The organism is Kribbella swartbergensis (assembly GCF_054784135.1).
Genome location: NZ_BAAGPM010000018.1, coordinates 236170 through 252690, shown reverse-complemented (window position 1 = coordinate 252690; position 16521 = coordinate 236170). Strand labels below are relative to the sequence as shown.

Sequence of the window (16521 nt, the reverse complement as noted above, 5' to 3'; positions counted from 1 at the left end):
GCGAGGGACCAGAGAGTGCACACTCTGCTGGCCGTCAGATCGATACGCCACCCCCGTGGGATCTCAGATAGGCCAACGTTCGCTCCGCGATCGGCAGCGGTACGTCGGGTGGGCACGGATACATGTCCTGTTCGACGATCGCGAACAGGTCCACCTGGAGTCCCGCCAGCGCATCCAGCACCGGCGGCAGTTCGGGTACGCCGTGGGTAGGCTCACACATCACGCCACGCCTGACCGCCTCGTCGAACCCGGCCCCATCGGCCTCCACCGCCGCCAGGACCTCGGGATCGACCTGCTTGAGATGGACGTAGCCGATCCGGTCCGGATACTTCCGGATCAGTTCGAGGTTGTCACCGCGGCAGTAGCTGATGTGCCCCGTATCGAGACAGAGGTTCACGTAGTCGCCGTCGGTCTCCGCGAGGAAGCGCTCGACGGTGTCCTGGGTGTCGACGTGGCCGTCCGCATGCGGGTGGTACTGGGTCTTCAGCCCGTACTCCTCGGCGATCCGCCGGCCCAGCTCCGTCACCTGCCGACCGTGCCGAGCCTGACCCTCGTGATCGAGCCGGTCCTCTGTCGGCCGGCCGGTCACCGAGTCTCGCCACATCGACGGCATCACGACCAGGTGCCGCGCGCCCATCGCGGCGGTCAGTTCGGCCACCCTCGACACGTCTCGCCAGGTCGACTCCCACCCGTCCGGCCGATGCAGCTGCTCGAACGTCGTACCGGCCGTCATCGTCAGGCCGCGCTTGTCCAGCTCCTCCTTCAACCGGGAAGGGTCGGTCGGCAGGTAGCCGTACGGCCCGAGCTCGATCCGGGTGTACCCGGCCCCGGCGACCTCGTCGAGGAACCTCTCCCACGGCGTCTGCCGCGGGTCGTCGGCGAACCACACACCCCACGAGTCCGGCGCGCTGCCGACGCTGATCGTGCCCATGTCAGCGGTCTCCCTCGGCCGGCGCCAGATACGGCCGCTGCGCCTTCTTGGACTCCTGGTACGACGCCGACGCGGCCTGCGTCGAGTCGAGCACGGAGACCTCGCTGACCGGCACGTCCCACCACGACTCGCTGTCCGGACCGCCGATCAGCGGATCCGTCGTCACGTGGATCGCGATCGGCCCGTCCGCGGCCTTCGCCGTACCGATCGCCTTCTCCAGCTCGGCGCGGTCGCGCACCTCGATCACGTCGACGCCGAGACTGCGGATGTTCGCGGCCAGGTCGACCGGCAGGTAGTCGCCGTCGAGGCGTCCGTCGCTGCTCCGGCGCCGGTACGCCGTACCGAAACGCTGGGACCCCAGGGACTCCGACAGTGCGCCGATCGAGGCGAAGCCGTGGTTCTGGACCAGGACGACGATGATCTTCACGTTCTCCTGGACCGCGGTGACGAGCTCGGTGGACATCATCAGGTACGACCCGTCGCCGACCAGGACGAACACGTCGCGCTCGGGCGCGCCGAGGCGGACGCCGATACCGCCGGCGATCTCGTAGCCCATGCAGGAGTAGCCATATTCGACGTGGTATCCCTTCGGGTCGCGCGTCCGCCACAGTTTGTGCAGGTCACCCGGCATCGAACCGGCTGCGCAGACCACCACATCAGACGGCGCCGACAATTCGTTGACCGCACCGAGCACCTGACCCTGGGTCAGCAGGCCGTCGGCCAGTTTCGACGTCACCTCGGCGGGCGGGTTGTAGGCGTTGTCCACAATCTCGTCCCACTGGGTTGCGAGCCGGGCCGTCAACGATCTGTACTGGTCGCTCACAGACCAGTCACCGACCGCGGATCGCAAGGAAACAAGGGCCTCCCGAGCATCCGCGACGAGAGGAAGGCCGGCATGTTTGCCACCGTCGAAGCGCGCCACGTTGATGTTGACGAACCGCACGTCCGGGTTCTGGAAGGCCGTCCTGGAGGCCGTCGTGAAGTCGCTGTAGCGGGTGCCGATGCCGATCACCAGGTCGGCGTCGCGGGCCAGCGCGTTGGCCGCCGTGGTTCCGGTCGAGCCGACCGCGCCGACCGACTGCGGGTGGTCGTAGCGCAGCGATCCCTTGCCTGCCTGGGATTCGGCCACCGGGATGCCGGTCGCCTCGGCGAACTCGCGGAGCGCGTCCTCGGCGCCGGAGTAGTGCACGCCGCCGCCGGCGACGATCAGCGGCCGTTGCGCGGACCGTAGGAGATCTACCGCCTTGTCGACAATTGATGCTTCGGGCAACGGCCTTGCGACGTACCAGGTGCGCTCGGTGAAGAGCTCCTCGGGCCAGTCGTAGGCCTCGGCCTGGACGTCCTGCGGCAAGGCCAGCGTCACCGCGCCGGTCTCGACCGGGTCGGTCAGGACGCGCATGGCGTTGAGCAGTGCCGAGGGCAACTGTTCGGGGCGCCAGACGCGGTCGAAGTACTTGGAGACGGGGCGGAACGCGTCGTTGACGGACACGTCGCCGGCGGAGAAGCTCTCCAGCTCCTGCAGTACAGGTGTCGCCACGCGGGTCGCGAACACATCGGAAGGGAGGATGAGAACGGGCAGCCGGTTGATCGTGGCCAGGGCCGCGCCTGTCAACATGTTGGTCGAGCCCGGGCCGATGCTTGCCGTGCACGCATAGGTCTGGAGCCGGTCGCGGGTGCGGGCGAACGCGGAGGCGGTGTGCACCATGGCCTGCTCGTTGCGGGCCAGGATGTACGGCAGTGCCTGCGGGTCCTCGAGCTCGGCCTGCAACAGCGCCTGGCCGACGCCGGCCACGTTGCCGTGCCCGAAGATGCCCAGGCACCCGGCGAACAGCCGCTGCCGCTGCCCGTCGCGCTCCGAGTACTGGACGCTCAGGAATCGCACCAACGCCTGCGCGACCGTGAGACGTACCGTCATCGCTGTCCTCCTCCACGAACCATCACTCGACACTCGCTACCCACACCCCGCTCCACCTGCTCCCCTGCCACCCCACCCGTCACCGCTGCCCCCAACTCCCCGGCCACCCCACCACTCACCAGCGCACCCCACCGCCCAGCCCCCTCGCCCGTCACGGGTGTGCTCCGCTGCCCGACCGCCTCGACCGTGATGGGTGTGCTCCGCTGACCGACTGCCTCGCCTGTCATGGGTGTGCTCCCCTGCCCAGCCGGCTCGCCCGTCGTCCGCGTGCTCCGCTGACCGACTGCCTCGCCTGTCATGGGTGTGCTCCGCTGCGCAACCGGCTCGCCCGTCATGCGTGTGCTCGGGTGCACAACTGCCTCGCGTGTCGCCGGCGTGCTTGGCTGCACAGCGGCCTTGCCTGTCATGGGTGTGCTCCGAGCGGGAGGCGGGGGTCGATGGGCTGGGTGGTCCACAGGTCGCGGACCCAGGCGTGGCGAGGGTCGTCGCTGATCAGCCACGCGCGCTCGGTGCCGGGACCGGCCATCACGTTGAGGTAGTACATGTCGTACCCGGGCGGCGCCATCGCCGGCCCGTGCCACCCGTGCGGGACCAGGACCAGATCGCCGCTGCGGACCTCGGCCAGGACGTCGATCGGCCGGTCCTCGGTCCCGTAGACCCGCTGGTACCCGATCGGGTCGTTGCCCTTGGCATCTTCCGGGGCGTCGTCGGAGAGCTGCAGCTCGAAGTAGTAGATCTCCTCGAGCTCGGTCTCCTCACCCGGCTTGTGCTCGTCGTGCTTGTGCGGCGGGTACGACGACCAGTTGCCGGCCGGCGTGAGCACCTCACAGGCGATGATCGAGTCGGCGTCGAGGACGGCCGGCGTACCGAAGTTCCGCACCTGCCGGGACGCGACACCGGCACCACGCAACTCGGTCTCGACCTGCTCGACCCCGATCCGCCGGAACGGGTAGTCACTCGCCGCCTTGGCGTGCGGGAACGCGATCCGCGCACCACCCGCACTCACCACCGCAACCGTCGTACGGCGGGGAACGTAGGCGACATCGGTCGGTCCGGCGAAGACGTCGGCGCGACCGCCGAGCGGGACGGTCTCGCCGTCCACGATCACCTCGGCGGAGCCGCTCAACGGCAGCACCAGGTACTCGCAGTCGCCGGTGTCGATCTGGACCGACTGGCCCGGCAACAGCGTGCGGATCGCCAGGCCGGTGTGATGCCAGTCCGGCTCCCCCGGCCGGACGAGCACCTCGAAGCCGTCGCGCGCCGTCGTACCCGCGGGCCTGAACCATTCGGTCACGGACGTCCTCGCTCTCCGATGCGGCACACCTCGGGCTGTGGATGCACGGTCATGCGGTACCTCCGTGGACGAGAGTGGCGGCCTGGTCGACCGCCGCGGCTACATCCCCATCGGGCGGGAAGAGCAGAGCGCGGCCGACGACGAGGCCACGGACGGAGGACAGACTGAGCGCCTTCCCCCACGAGGCGTAGGTCTCCTCGGGCGAGGTCGTCGGGTCGCCACCGAGCAGCAACGTCGGCAGCGTGGTCGCTTCCATGACTCGCTCGAGGTCGTCGACGACCGGGAGCTTGAGCCAGGTGTACGCACTGGTCGCACCGAGTCCGGACGCGATGTGGATCGACTTGATCACCGAGTCGGGGTCGAGCAGGTTGGTGACCCGCCCGTCCTTGCGCGTCGACCAGAACGGCTCGACCATCGCCATCAGCTTGTGCTCCGCCAGCCCGGTGACCGCGGCCGCGCTGCTCTCCAGTGTTGTGACCGTGCCCGGGTCGTCCAGGTCGATCCTGGTCAGCATCTTGCCGCCGTCGAGGCGGCGTGCGGCGATCTCGTCGGCCGTGCGGTACGCCGTGAAACGGTCGTCGAGTTCGAAGGCCGCGCCCTGCAGGCCGCCGCGGTTCATCGAGCCGATCACGACCTTGCCCTCGAGGGCGCCGAGCAGCAGCAGGTCTTCCAGTACGTCGGGAGTCGCGAGGACACCGTCGACGCCGGGCCGGGCCAGCGCGGTCATCAGGCGGTCGATCAGGTCCGGCCGGCTCGCCATCGCCATCCGGTCGTCGCGGACACCGAGCGCACCGCGGGCCGGGTGGTCCGCCGCGACGATCAGCAGGCGACCGTCGGCACCGACGAGTTCGCGGCGTCGTCGCTGCTGCCACGCCTCGGTGATCCGCTCCGGGTGGTGCACCCGCAGGTCGGTGAGGTCCAGGCGCTGTCCGGTGGTGTCGCTCATACTCGCCCACCCCACTGACTCGGGACCTGTCCGGTGGTGTTGCTCATGCTTGCTCACCCAACCGGGTCAGGACCTCGGCCTCGGTCGGCATCGCGGTCGAGCACTCGAGCCGGGAGGCGACGATCGCGCCGGCCGTGTTGGCGAACCGGATCACCTTCTCCAGCGACCAGCCCGCGAGCAGGCCGTGACAGAGCGCGCCGCCGAAGCCGTCGCCGGCACCGAGTCCGTTGACCACCTCGACCGGGAACGGCGGGACTTCGACGCGTTCGTCGCGGGTACGAGCCAGGGTTCCCTTCGGGCCCTGTTTGACGATCGCCAGGTCGAGACCGCGGTCGAGCAGGGCCTGGGCGGCCTTGTCCGGGTCGGTTTCGCCGACCGCCACCTCACACTCCTCACGGTTGCCGACGGCAACGGTGCAGTACTCGAGCGCCCGGCTGACCTGCTCGTGTGCCTCGCTCGGATCGGCCCAGAACATCGGCCGGTAGTCGAGGTCGAGCACGGTGAGCGGGCGGCGTCCGCGGGCTTCCCAGGCGACGAAGTGGGCCGAGCGGCTCGGTTCGGCGGACAGGCCCGTGACGGTGGACCAGTAGATGCTCGCGTCCCGGATCGCGGTCAGGTCCAGCTCGGACGGGAAGATCTCGAGGTCCGGGGCCTTGGGAAACCGGTAGAAGTACAGCGGGAAGTTGTCCGGCGGGAAGATCTCGCAGAAGGTGATCGGGGTCGGCAGGCCGTCGACCGGGGTCACGTACCGGTCGTCCACGCCGAGTTCGCGCAGCGTGCGGTGGATGAAGGTGCCGAACGGGTCGTTGCCGGTCCGGCTGATCACCGCGGACCGCCGCCCGTGCCGCGCCGCCGCCACCGCGACGTTCGTCGCACTCCCACCCAGGAACTTCCCGAAGCTCTCCACATCCTCCAGACGAGTCCCCACCTGCAACGGATACAGATCCACCCCGATCCGACCAATCGTCAACACCTCATCAGGTCCGGCACCCCGAGTCGCCGAGCCGAGCGGCCCAGCGCCGGCCTCGGGCAGGTTGCCGGCCGCGATCGGCGCAGCACCAGCGGCCGACAAGCCGGTGTCCGGAGTTCCCGCGCCCGCGCCGTCGCCCGCCGCGCCTACAGCGTCGGGGGTCATCGGAGGGTCTCCGCGATGTGGTGGAGGTGGGTGATGCTGGTGCGGACGTCTCGGACGGGGCCTTCGTCGGTGGGGCGGGACCGGAGGATGGTGTCCTGTTCGAGGACGTACCAGCCGCGGTAGCCGGAGTTCTCCAGGGTGGCGACGATCGTGGTGAGGTCGATGTCGCCGTCACCCAGCGGGCGGTACATGCCTTCGCGTACGGCGTCCGTGTAGGAGACCTCACCGGATTGCACCTTCGCGGCCCACCCGGCGTCGACATCCTTCAGGTGCGTGTGCTTGATCCGCGCGGTGTGCTGCACGGTCAGCGCGACCGGGTCGACGCCGCCGATCAGCAGGTGTCCCGTGTCGAGCGTGAGACCGATCGACGACCCGCGCAGTACCCGGTCGACGTCGTCGGCGTTCTCGACCATCGTCCCGACGTGCGGGTGGATCGTGGCCAGCACACCGCGTTCGGCCGCGAGCGTGGACAGTCGGTCCAGGTTGCCGAGCAGTGTGTTCCAGTCGTCGTCGTCCAGCACCGGGCGGTCGTCGTACCCGTCCTGGCCGGTCGCGGCGGCAAGCACCAGCGTGGTCGCACCGGCGGCGACGAAACCTTCGAGTGCCGTGGCCACCTCAGGTGCCGGGTCGTGCGACGGATCATGCAGGACCACTGGGACGAACCCTCCGACGGCGCGGAGCCCGACGTCGGCCAGGGTCTTCGCCTTCTCGGCCGGGTCGCCGGGGAGGAAGCCGTCCGGACCGAACTCGGTCGCCGCGATGCCGACGTCGCGCATCTCGGTGAGCACGGTCTCCGGGTCGTACTGCCAGCCCCAACCGGGGACCTCGCAGACGCCCCACGAGATCGGGGCTCCGGCGATCCGGAGTACAAGGTCAGTCATCGGGCCGATCTCCTCTGCGGTCGTTGGCGTCACAGGTTGACGAGGCGGTTCTCGCGGCGGGACAGTTCGCAGGCGTCGGCGATCCGGAAGGCCTGGTAGGCGTCCCGGACCGTGCAGGGCACGTCGCGGGTTCCGGCGACGACCTCGGTGAAGGCGGTGAGTTCGGCGACGTACGCCGGCCGGAAACGGTCCATGAAGGTAGCGTGCGGCTGACCGCCGGGGAATGCGACCCCGGGCTCGGCCGAACGCAGCGCGGTGTGCTCGTCCAGGCCGACCGCGATCGACCCGAGGCTGCCGAGCACCTCCATCCGGACGTCGTGGCCAGCGGCGTTGTACCGGGTGCCGCTGACCGAGACGAAGGTGTTGTCGTCGAGGGTGAGCAGCGCGGCCGCCGCGTCGACGTCGCCGTACTCGCCGAAGAAGGACTCGCCGCGGTTGGCTCCGGTGGCGAACACGCTGACCACCTCGCGGCCGGTGACGTACCGGATGATGTCGAAGTCGTGCACGGTGCAGTCGCGGAAGAAGCCGCCGCTGGTCGGGATGTACTCGGCCGGCGGCGGGAACGCGTCGTTGGTGTTCGCCCGGATGTGGTGGACGTACCCGAGCTCGCCGGAGCGCACCGCCGCGGCGGCCGCCTGGTAGCCGGCGTCGAACCGGCGCTGGAAACCGATGTGCACCGGTACGCCGGACGACTCGACCACCTCGACGACACGCAGGGTCTCAGCCAGGTCGATGGCGACCGGCTTCTCGCAGAACGTCGGGAGCTGGGCGGCAACACCGGCTTCGATCAGGTCAGCGTGCGCCGACGTCGCGGCGGCGACGACGAACCCGTCCAGCCGGCTCGCCAGCAGCGCGTCCACGTCCGGCGCGTACTCCAGCCCGAGGTCCTTGGCGACCAGTTCGGCGCGGTTCGCGTCGGCGTCCGCGACCACCACCTGGTCCACCGCCGGCAACCCCTTGAGGGTCGCGGCGTGGAACGCGCCGATCCGCCCGACCCCGACCAACCCGATCCGCATCCGCGCAGCCTCTCCTCGATCACCCGAACGGGCGCGCCGGGGCCCGGAGGGCGGCGCGCTGACTGACCGCCAGCTTTCCGGCCCGGGCAGAAGGTGTCAATAGTTTGTTAACACATTTTCACGTAGAGACATACATACCTTGCTGTTGTAACATCCGCTCATGACGGTACTGATGCCACGCCTCCGGCGCGGCGGGTCACGGGGCCTGGTCTCCCGATGACCGCCGCGTTGCCGATTCAGCTCGATCGGTCGAGCCCGGTGCCGCTCTACCACCAGCTCGCCGAGCAGCTGACCGCCGCCATCACCGAGGGCAAACTGCGTCCCGGCGACCAGTTCGAGAACGAGATCGGCATGTCCGACCGGCTGAACCTGTCCCGGCCGACCGTGCGCCGGGCCATCTCCGAGCTGGTCAACCAGGGCCTGCTGGTCCGCCGGCGCGGGATCGGAACCACGGTCGCGAACCAGATGGTGCACCGCAGGGCCGAGCTGACCAGCCTGTACGACGACCTCGAACGTGAGGGCCGGACACCGCGGACCGAGGTGCTCTCACTCGACTGCGAGGCCCACGACGACCGCGCCGCCGCCGTTCTCGAACTGCCGGCCGGGACCCCGCTGGTGGCGATCGTCCGGCTCCGCTACGCCGACGGCATGCCGCTCGCGATCATGCGCAACTGGTTGCCTCCGGCACTCGACGACCTGACCCTGGACGAACTCACCAGCACCGGCCTGTACGCCGTACTCCGGGCCCGCGGGATCCGACCGACGGTCGCCCGGCAGCGGATCGGCGCCCGCAACGCGAGCGCCGAGGAACGCCGTACCCTGCACATGACCAAGGCCGAGCCGCTCGTCACCATGACCCGCTCCGCCTACGCCGCCGACGGCTCGCCCGTCGAGTTCGGCGACCACTGCTACCGCGCCGACCAGTACTCCGTCGAGGTGGTGGTCTCCGAACGCTGACCGGCGCGCCGCGGCGTTGGCGTCACCCGGGTGACGCCAACGCCGGGCAACCACTCAGGCCTGGTTGGCCAGCAGGGTGCGGACCAGGCGGAGGCCGACGGACAGGTGCGCCAGCTCGGGGCCTTCGGTTTCGACGATCTCCTCGAGCATCGTGGCGGCTCGCGACAGGGCAGCCTCGTTCTGGTCCTGCCAGGCGATGACGCGTTCCTCCGGCTCGGCCGTGGCGTCGGTGGTTTCCAGCACCTGCGCGGTGAGACGGGCGTGCACCGCGTGCAGGTCGTCGCGCAGCGCCGCCCGCGCCATCGTCTGCCAGCGGTCACTGCGCGGCAGACCGATGATGCGCTCCAGGAAACGGCCGAGTTGCAGGCGCTCGCCGAGGGCGAAGTGGACCTTGGAGACCTCGTGGATGTCGAGGTCGCCGTGTGACGCGGTCTCGACGATGCCGAGGCCGGCGTACGCCGGGGGCAGCACGGCGATCCGGGTCGCGAAGTCGGCCGGAACCCCCTTGCTCACCAGGGCTTCCCGGCGTTGCTCGAACAACGCCAGCTCGCGTCCGCGCAGGACGTCGGGCAGCGCCGCGGTGAGCTTGGCGATCCCCGGCGCGAAGAACTCGATCAGTTCCTCGATGTCGACCGGCGGGCGCCGGTTGCTGACCAGCCAGCGGGTCGCCCGCTCGACCAGTGTGCGCGTCTCCAGCCGCATGTGCGTCTGGGTCATGGCGTCGACGACGTTGTCCAGCTCCGCGTTGCGGGTCAGCAGCTCCGGCTGCTGGAAGATCCGGCTGGCGGCCAGGTTGGCCCGGACGACATCCTCGATGGTGCCGCCGGTCTCCAGGGACAACCGGTGGTACGCCGTGATACCGGACGTGTTCACGAACTCGTTCACCACCTGGGTGGTGATGATCTCCCGGCGCAGCTGGTGGCTCTGAATCTGGTCGGCGAACCGTTGCTGGATCGCCTTCGGGAAGTAGCTGGCCAGCTTGTGCGCCAGGAACGGGTCGTCCGGCAGCGACGTCTTCAGCAGCTCGGACTCGAGCACGATCTTGGTGTACGCGATCAGCACGGACAGCTCCGGCGACGTCAGGCCACGGCCCTCGGCCTTGCGCCGCTTGAACTCGGCCACGCTCGGCAGGAATTCCAGTTCGCGGTCGAGGTGTCCCTGCTTCTCCAGCCGCCGTACCCAGTCCTGGTGGACGTGCATCAAGGCGGGCGCCTGCGCGGCCGCGTTCGCCAGCGCGATGTTCTGCCGGTAGTTGCTCTTCAGCACCAGCCCGGCCACCTCGTCGGTCATCGACGCGATGATGTCGTTGCGCTGCTTCTCGGTCAGGTCGCCGTCGGCGACCACCTTGTCCAGCAGGATCTTGATGTTCACCTCGTGGTCGGAGGTGTCCACGCCGGCCACGTTGTCGATGAAGTCGGTGTTGATCCGGCCGCCGTGCATCGCGTACTCGATCCGGCCCAGCTGGGTGAAGCCGAGGTTGCCGCCCTCGCCCACCGCGCGGGCGCGCAGCTCCGAACCGTTGATCCGGATCGCGTCGTTCGCCTTGTCGCCGACGTCGGCGTTGGTCTCGGCCGACGACTTCACGTAGGTGCCGATGCCGCCGTTCCAGAACAGGTCGACCGGCGCCTTCAAAATCGCGTTCATCAGCTCCGCAGGCGTCAGCGTGGCCGGCGTGCCCTCGATCCCGAGCACCTCACGCACCTCGGGCGAGATCGGGATCGCCTTGTCCGTCCGCGCGTACACGCCGCCGCCGGCCGAGATCAGCGACGGGTCGTAGTCCGCCCACGACGAGCGGGGCAGCTCGAACAGCCGGCGCCGCTCGGCGAAGCTCTTGGCCGCGTCCGGTGACGGATCCAGGAAGATGTGCCGGTGGTCGAACGCCGCGACCAGCCGGATGTGCTCCGACAACAGCATCCCGTTGCCGAACACGTCACCGGACATGTCGCCGACCCCGACGACGGTGAAGTCCTGGCTCTGGCAGTCATGCCCGAGCTCGCGGAAGTGCCGCTTGACCGACTCCCAGGCACCACGCGCGGTGATCCCCATCGCCTTGTGGTCGTATCCCACCGAGCCACCCGAGGCGAACGCGTCGCCGAGCCAGAACCCGTACTCCTTGGCGACCCCGTTCGCGATGTCCGAGAACGTCGCCGTGCCCTTGTCCGCGGCAACGACCAGGTAGGCGTCGTCACCGTCGTACCGGACCACGTCCCGCGGCGGAACGACGTCACCGGCAACGATGTTGTCGGTGATGTCGAGCAGCCCGGAGATGAACGTCTTGTACGACGCGATGCCCTCGGCCAGCCACGCGTCGCGGTCGACGGCCGGGTCCGGCAGCTGCTTGGCGTAGAACCCGCCCTTCGCGCCCACCGGCACGATCACCGAGTTCTTCACCATCTGCGCCTTCACCAGGCCGAGCACCTCGGTGCGGAAGTCCTCCCGCCGGTCCGACCAGCGCAGACCGCCACGGGCGACGGCGCCGAAGCGCAGGTGCACACCTTCGACCTGCGGCGAGTACACGAAGATCTCGTACGCCGGCCGCGGCTGCGGCAGGTCCGGGATCGCCTTCGGGTCCAGCTTCAGCGAGATGTACGGACGCGGTGAGCCGTCGGCGAGGTTCAGCTGGAAGTAGTTGGTCCGCAGCGTCGCCTTGATCACGGTCAGGTAGGACCGCAGGATCCGGTCCTCGTCCAGGCTCTTGACGGTGTCCAGCGCGGCCAGGATCTCCTTCTCCAACTGGCCCGCGAGCGACACCCGCTCCGGGTCGTCGGCGGGTCCGCGGGCCGGGTCGAAGCTGGTCTCGAACAGCTGGACCAGCAGGCTCGCCACGTCCACGTGGTTGAGGAAGGTGTTCTCGATGTAGTCCTGGCTGAACGGCGTACCGCCTTGCCGGATGTACCGCTGGTAGGCCCGCAGGATCGACACCTGACGCCAGCTCAGGTTGCCCCGCAGGACCAGCGCGTTGAGCTTGTCGGACTCGGCCCGGCCCTCCCACACCGCCTGGAACGTGTCGGAGAACAGCTTGCGCAGCTCGGGCCGCTCCTCCACGTCGCTCGGCACCTTGAGCCCGAAGTCGTAGATGTACGCCGTGGAGTCGCCGAGCCGGATCTCGTACGGCCGCTCGTCGATCACCTCGACGCCCATGTGGGTCAGATGCGGCAGCACCTGCGACAGCGACAGCGCCGAGCCGGTCCGGAAGACCTTGAACCGGCGCTCGCCCGCCCACTCCTCGTCCATCGGGGTGTAGAGCGACATGCCCAGACCGTTCTCCGGCGGCAGGCTCTCCAGCACGGTGACGTCGTTGACCGCGACGCGGGCGTCGAAGTCCTCCTTGTACGCCTCCGGGAACGCGTCGGCGTACTTGCGGGCCAGTTGCGTGACCGCACCGTCGCCGCCCTTGGAGTGCAGTGCGGCGACGAAGTCGTCGGCCCAGGCCCGGGTCGCCTCGACCACCTTCTGCTCGAGCAGCTCGGCGTCGTACTCACCGACCGTCTCGCCCTGCTTCATCCGGACGACGAAGTGCACCCGGGCCAGCACCGACTCGGTCACATAGGCGGCGTAGGTGACCGTCTCGGCGCCGATCGCGTCCTTGAGGATCTGCTGCATCCTCAGCCGGACCGCGGTGGTGTAGCGGTCGCGCGGCAGGTAGACCAGGCAGGACAGGTAGCGGTTGTAGACGTCACGCCGTACGAACAGCTTGACGGCGCGGCGCTCCTGCAGGTGCAGCACCGACTGGACGATCGGCAGCAGGTCCTCCACCGGCGCCTGCAGCAGCTCGTCGCGCGGGTACGTCTCCAGAACGTCGAGCAAGCCCTTGCCGCTGTGGCTGTTCGGGTCGAACCCGGTCATCCGGAACAGCTCCAGCGCCTTGCGCCGCAACACCGGCACCTGCATGACGCTCTCGGTGTACGCCGTCGACGACAGCAGACCGATGAACCGGGACTCCGCGACCGGCTCACCGGTCTCGTCGAACTGCTTGATGCCGACGTAGTCCAGGTACGCCGACCGGTGCACGGTGGAGCGTGAGTTCGCCTTGGTCAGGATCAGCAGCTTGCGCTCCTGCGCCTTCGCGCTCACCTCGGGCGGCAGCTTGCCCGAGTCCGGTTTCGGGTCGGCCCGCAGGATGCCCAGGCCGGAGCCCGGCCGGCCGCGCAGGATGCCCTGCGTGCCCTCCATGCTGAAGTCGTATTCGCGGTAGCCGAGGAAGGTGAAGTGCTCGTCGGCGAGCCACTCCAGCAGTTCGCGGGCATCTTCGACCTCGTTCTCGCCGACCGGCAGCTCAGACGCGTCGAGGCCGGCGGCGATGGTGACGGCCTTCTCGTGCATCTTCGGCCAGTCCTCGACCGCCACCCGGACGTCCTGCAGCACCTGCTGCAGTTTGTCCTCGAGCGCCCGCTGGTCGGCGACGTCGGGGATCCGCTCGATCTCCAGGTGCATCCAGCTCTCACGGACCAGGTCGTGCTCGTCCGAGGTGGTGGTGTCGTCCAGCACTTCCTGCAGGGTCCCGGCGATGTCCCGCCGTACGACGAACTGGGGGTGCACCAGCAGCTGCAGTTCGAGGTTGCGCTCGTTGATCGCCATCGACGCGCTGTCCACCAGGAACGGCATATCGTCGATGACGATCTCCACCACGGTCCGGCCGTTCGCCGACCAGCCGTGTTCCTCCGGGGTCGGGGTGAAGACGTGCACCTTCGCCGTACCCTGCGGACGCGACATCGCGGACTTGTAGTGGTGCTTCGCGGCGCCCAGGCAGTCGGTCGGCTCACGCTCGGCGACGTCCTCGGCGGCGACATGGCGGTAGTACCGCTCGAGGAAGGTTTTCAGCTTGGCCGGATCGATCGACTTGTCGTGCCCGTGTGTTCCCGCTGCGACCGCCTTGGCGAGCACTTCCGCCTTCTGGACGTCCAGCTTGCTCTGCATTCCCCACCGTCTCCAACGCGTGACATCGGCGCGGTTCGCGCCGGGCCGCACGACATTGTGCGGTCACTCAGAGACTAGTCCACCTTCGTCACTGGTGTGATGTCGGGACGAGCCTGTCGAGAGCCTGATCAGTCACCTTCGACACGTGCGCCGAGGCCCGGTGCCAAGCCGGCGGGCAAGGACTGCGCGGCGCGCATGCGACAGCTCACCGGGCGTGATCCGGACGGCCTCCGAGGACCACGTGCCGACTGCCGCATCGCCCGGTCGAAGGGTCGCGCAGCAGGGTCAGGCCTGACCGCTGACCTCCGGCGGGCATTCGCTCTCGCAGTGCTTGCCGATGGTCTCGATGATCTCGTCGGACGCCTCGCCGAGCGCGATCATCCGGTCCGGGCCGAGGACGTCGACGAAGAACTGGCGGACCCGGGCGGCATGCACCGGCGCACAGGCCTTGATCGCGGCCATCCCCTCGTCGGTGATGGCGATCTCGGGATAGCGGGAGTCGCAGGCCTCCCGCCGGATCAGGCCGCGCTTCTCCATCCGGGTCAGGTGGTGCGACATCCGGCTCTTCTCCCACTGCGTCGCCCGGCCCAGCTCGAAGGCGCGCATCCGGCCGGACTCCGACTCGGACAGGTTGACCAGGATCTCGAAGTCCGAGGTGGACAGACCGAACTCACGCTGCAGGTGACGCTCGAGGTGCGTCGTCAGCGTCTTGTTCATCAGCAGATAGCTGCGCCACGCGGTCTGCTCGTCGTCGTCGAGCCACGGTCCCTTGCCCACGCGCCCATCCTACTCGCCCTGGTTGACGTATCAACTCAGCGCGCTATGCTTCGGGAGTTGACACATCAACTCAGAAGGAGTTCGTGCAGATGAGCAGGAAACTGATCGCGGTCGTCGGAGCCACCGGAGCGCAGGGCGGCGGGCTGGTCCGCGCGATCCTCGAGGACCCGTCCGGGGAGTTCGCCGTCCGCGCGCTGACCAGGGACCCGGAGTCCGCTAAGGCCAAGGCCCTCGCGGCGGCCGGCGCCGAGGTGGTCGCCGCCGATCTCGACGACGAGGCGAGCATCCGGGCCGCCTTCGAGGGTGCGTACGGCGCCTTCGTCGTGACGAACTACTGGGCTCCGCGGCCGCCCGAAGACGCGGCCGCGCGCACACCCGCCGAGATGGAACTGGCCCACGCCGAGACCGCCGCCCGGGCCGCTCGTGACGCCGGTGTCAGCCACGTGATCTGGTCGACACTCGAGGACACCCGGGAGTTCTTCGGTGACCGGGACGACGTACCCAGCCTGGACGACGGCCGCTACAAGGTCCCGCACTTCGACGCCAAGGGCGAGGCGGACGAGACCTTCACGCAGTACGGCGTACCGACGACGAACCTGCGGACGGCGTTCTACTTCGACGCCTTCGTCAGCGGGATGGGCCCGGTCCGGGCCGAGGACGGCACGCTGACCATCACCATGCCGATGGCCGACAAGCCGCTGTCCGGTATCGCCTCCGACGACATCGGCCGCACCGCCCTCGCCGTCTTCAAGCGCCCCGACCTGATCGGCACCACGCTCAGCATCGCCGGCGACCACCTCACCGGCGACCAGTACGCCGCCGCGCTCACCGAAGCCCTGGGCGAGACGGTCGTCTACCGTCCGCTCCCCTGGGACCAGTACCGCGCCCTCGACTTCCCCTTCGCCGTCGAGTTCGCCAACATGTTCCAGTTCTACGCCGAGAACCACGAGCGCTTCACCGGCGACCGCGACCTGGACAGGGTCCGCGAGCTGAACCCGTCGCTCCAGTCGTTCCCCGACTGGCTCGCCAAGCACAAGGACCAGCTCAAAGCAGCGCAGAACTGACCAAGAACCTCCGGTGATGCGGATTCAGCGATGTGCGCTGGAGATCGACGCGGTGGCGATCGTTCGCCACCGGTACATGCCGTGATCGCGGTTCAGCTCTGTCAGAGCAACCGATTCGATGTCGACGGAGATCGGAGGCGCTGAGACACGATCGACGGCGGCTGCGACGGCATCCGCCGAACCGGACGCACAGGAGTAGGCGAGACTGACATGGGGACGTGAGCCATCGGGGAAGTCGGCGAACCGCTCATCCCCGAGGACGTCCCTGACGGCCGACCGGATCGCAGAGGTCACGGGCTCGATCCGTGCAGAAGGCTGCGCCGGGAGGACGATCGCCTCGGGCCATACGACGGCGCGCTCGAACTCGACCGTGATCGGGCGCATCGCTGCCAACCGGGCCCGGGTTGCGGTGATCACCGCATCCACTTCAGGCGTGTCGACAGCGTGGACATGGTCAACACCCTGCACCGTCAGGTGGAGCCATCGGCGCGGGACCAGCCGGAAGCCGGAGAACTTCGCCACGACGGACTGATAGCGATCAACCAGCCGGTGAAGCCCGGTTTGGTGCTGGAACGTGACGTACCAGGTGTAGTACCGGGTCCCGCGCCGCCATCCAGGTCGCCACCACCAATGGTCGCGCAGTTCGTCGGCATGCACCCGGGTGTCTTCCGATCTCACGCTCGTGTTC

12 protein-coding genes are annotated in these 16521 nt (G+C 68.9%); 2 read left to right on the top strand and 10 right to left on the bottom strand.

Translation table 11 applies throughout. The features are described from left to right. Window positions 1–34 precede the first annotated feature (34 nt). The 7 genes from ACYVOK_RS16540 to ACYVOK_RS16510 all read right to left on the bottom strand — a co-directional run bounded on the left by ACYVOK_RS16540 (window position 35) and on the right by ACYVOK_RS16510 (window position 8118). Window positions 35–931, bottom strand: coding sequence for a sugar phosphate isomerase/epimerase family protein (locus ACYVOK_RS16540; protein WP_460663313.1), 897 nt, complete (start codon window positions 929–931; stop codon window positions 35–37). A 1-nt stretch (window position 932) separates the two neighbouring features. Next, window positions 933–2846: a 3D-(3,5/4)-trihydroxycyclohexane-1,2-dione acylhydrolase (decyclizing) gene (gene iolD, locus ACYVOK_RS16535; RefSeq protein ID WP_460663312.1), complete on the bottom strand. Its 1914-nt coding sequence runs from the start codon at window positions 2844–2846 to the stop codon at window positions 933–935. A gap of 403 nt (window positions 2847–3249) precedes the next feature. Further along, complete coding sequence (iolB, locus tag ACYVOK_RS16530; protein ID WP_460663311.1) at window positions 3250–4140, bottom strand: 5-deoxy-glucuronate isomerase; 891 nt, start codon at window positions 4138–4140, stop codon at window positions 3250–3252. A gap of 49 nt (window positions 4141–4189) precedes the next feature. Beyond that, the gene (locus ACYVOK_RS16525; protein ID WP_460663310.1) at window positions 4190–5086 is read right to left on the bottom strand and encodes a Cgl0159 family (beta/alpha)8-fold protein; all 897 of its coding nucleotides are present in this window, start codon (window positions 5084–5086) and stop codon (window positions 4190–4192) included. 43 nt (window positions 5087–5129) lie between these two features. Further along, window positions 5130–6221, bottom strand: a complete 1092-nt coding sequence (gene iolC, locus ACYVOK_RS16520; RefSeq protein ID WP_460663309.1) for a 5-dehydro-2-deoxygluconokinase — start codon at window positions 6219–6221, stop codon at window positions 5130–5132. Further along, the gene (locus ACYVOK_RS16515) at window positions 6218–7102 is read right to left on the bottom strand and encodes a sugar phosphate isomerase/epimerase family protein (protein ID WP_460663308.1); all 885 of its coding nucleotides are present in this window, start codon (window positions 7100–7102) and stop codon (window positions 6218–6220) included. The genes iolC and ACYVOK_RS16515 overlap by 4 nt, the downstream gene beginning before the upstream one ends. Before the next feature lie 29 nt (window positions 7103–7131). Further along, window positions 7132–8118 carry a Gfo/Idh/MocA family protein gene (locus ACYVOK_RS16510; protein WP_460663307.1) on the bottom strand — a complete coding sequence of 329 codons (987 nt, stop codon included), beginning with the start codon at window positions 8116–8118 and terminating at the stop codon, window positions 7132–7134. Between the two features lie 216 nt (window positions 8119–8334). Here ACYVOK_RS16510 and ACYVOK_RS16505 point away from each other — a divergent pair, with 216 nt between their 5' ends. Next, window positions 8335–9075 (top strand): GntR family transcriptional regulator, encoded by a 741-nt coding sequence (locus ACYVOK_RS16505; protein ID WP_460663306.1) that lies wholly within the window; start codon window positions 8335–8337, stop codon window positions 9073–9075. A 54-nt stretch (window positions 9076–9129) separates the two neighbouring features. On the opposite strand, the gene ACYVOK_RS16500 is transcribed toward ACYVOK_RS16505, so the two are convergent. Both ACYVOK_RS16500 and ACYVOK_RS16495 read right to left on the bottom strand, forming a co-directional pair. Further along, complete coding sequence (locus tag ACYVOK_RS16500; RefSeq protein WP_460663305.1) at window positions 9130–13992, bottom strand: NAD-glutamate dehydrogenase; 4863 nt, start codon at window positions 13990–13992, stop codon at window positions 9130–9132. A 285-nt stretch (window positions 13993–14277) separates the two neighbouring features. Then, complete coding sequence (locus ACYVOK_RS16495; RefSeq protein ID WP_460663304.1) at window positions 14278–14769, bottom strand: MarR family winged helix-turn-helix transcriptional regulator; 492 nt, start codon at window positions 14767–14769, stop codon at window positions 14278–14280. 89 nt (window positions 14770–14858) lie between these two features. Here ACYVOK_RS16495 and ACYVOK_RS16490 point away from each other — a divergent pair, with 89 nt between their 5' ends. Beyond that, the gene (locus ACYVOK_RS16490) at window positions 14859–15833 is read left to right on the top strand and encodes an NmrA/HSCARG family protein (RefSeq protein ID WP_460663303.1); all 975 of its coding nucleotides are present in this window, start codon (window positions 14859–14861) and stop codon (window positions 15831–15833) included. Window positions 15834–15857: 24 nt separating this feature from the next. Here ACYVOK_RS16490 and ACYVOK_RS16485 read toward each other — a convergent pair whose 3' ends face one another. Continuing rightward, window positions 15858–16511, bottom strand: coding sequence for a 2'-5' RNA ligase family protein (locus ACYVOK_RS16485; protein ID WP_460663302.1), 654 nt, complete (start codon window positions 16509–16511; stop codon window positions 15858–15860). Between the last annotated feature and the right edge of the window lie 10 nt (window positions 16512–16521).

Coding starts and splice junctions, on each gene's coding strand:
- ACYVOK_RS16540 (WP_460663313.1), bottom strand. CDS start 931: ATGGGCACGATCAGCGTCGGCAGCGCGCCGGACTCGTGGGGTGTGTGG.
- iolD (WP_460663312.1), bottom strand. CDS start 2,846: ATGACGGTACGTCTCACGGTCGCGCAGGCGTTGGTGCGATTCCTGAGC.
- ACYVOK_RS16525 (WP_460663310.1), bottom strand. CDS start 5,086: ATGAGCGACACCACCGGACAGCGCCTGGACCTCACCGACCTGCGGGTG.
- iolC (WP_460663309.1), bottom strand. CDS start 6,221: ATGACCCCCGACGCTGTAGGCGCGGCGGGCGACGGCGCGGGCGCGGGA.
- ACYVOK_RS16515 (WP_460663308.1), bottom strand. CDS start 7,102: ATGACTGACCTTGTACTCCGGATCGCCGGAGCCCCGATCTCGTGGGGC.
- ACYVOK_RS16510 (WP_460663307.1), bottom strand. CDS start 8,118: ATGCGGATCGGGTTGGTCGGGGTCGGGCGGATCGGCGCGTTCCACGCC.
- ACYVOK_RS16505 (WP_460663306.1), top strand. CDS start 8,335: ATGACCGCCGCGTTGCCGATTCAGCTCGATCGGTCGAGCCCGGTGCCG.
- ACYVOK_RS16500 (WP_460663305.1), bottom strand. CDS start 13,992: ATGCAGAGCAAGCTGGACGTCCAGAAGGCGGAAGTGCTCGCCAAGGCG.
- ACYVOK_RS16490 (WP_460663303.1), top strand. CDS start 14,859: ATGAGCAGGAAACTGATCGCGGTCGTCGGAGCCACCGGAGCGCAGGGC.